This is a genomic window from Parafrankia sp. Ea1.12 (genome assembly GCF_900465275.1).
Taxonomy (GTDB): Bacteria; Actinomycetota; Actinomycetes; order Frankiales; family Frankiaceae; genus Parafrankia; species Parafrankia soli.
This window is the reverse complement of the sequence record NZ_UBIZ01000015.1, coordinates 1-512: the sequence shown is the minus strand read 5'-3', so window position 1 is coordinate 512 and position 512 is coordinate 1. Positions and strand designations below refer to the sequence as shown.

Annotated in this window: 1 pseudogene; it reads left to right on the top strand. The window is 68.2% G+C overall.

Annotation, left to right across the window (positions count from 1 at the left end):
* Window positions 1-110: 110 nt before the first annotated feature.
* A pseudogene (locus tag FMEAI12_RS00060) lies at window positions 111-388 on the top strand (transposase); the annotation flags it as partial.
* Window positions 389-512 lie beyond the last annotated feature (124 nt).

Genomic DNA, 512 nt, shown 5'->3' with positions numbered 1-512 from the left:
CGTCCAGGGATTTTGGCTCACTCGCCGATCCTGTGGGGTGCCAGAAGTCGGCCTGAGCCTGTGACCTGGGGCGATGCGCCGGCGCGGGGCCGGCCGCATGATGGTCAACTATGTCCGTACGCCTGCTGTACCTGATCCTCGTTCGGGTCTGTAGCTGGCTGGTTCTCCTCGGCCGCTCGTCGGCGTCGAAGAACATCGAGTTGCTGGTGTTGCGGCATGAGGTCGCGGTGCTGCGTCGTACCCAGCCCAAGCCCCGGTGGGACTGGGCGGACCGGGCGGTCCTCGCCGCCCTGATCCGACTCCTGCCCAGGGCGCTGCGAACGCACCGGCGGTCACGCCCGGCACCGTCCTGCGGTGGCACCGCCGCCTGATCACACAGAAATGGACCCTGTGGGGCTCCAGAACCCCGATTCGAGCGGTGACCTGCGCGTTTGCCCGCCGGACAGGGCCCACCTCGGGCAGGCTGGATGGTCATGGTGTGGTCGCTGCTCTACGCCCTGACACGCAACGCT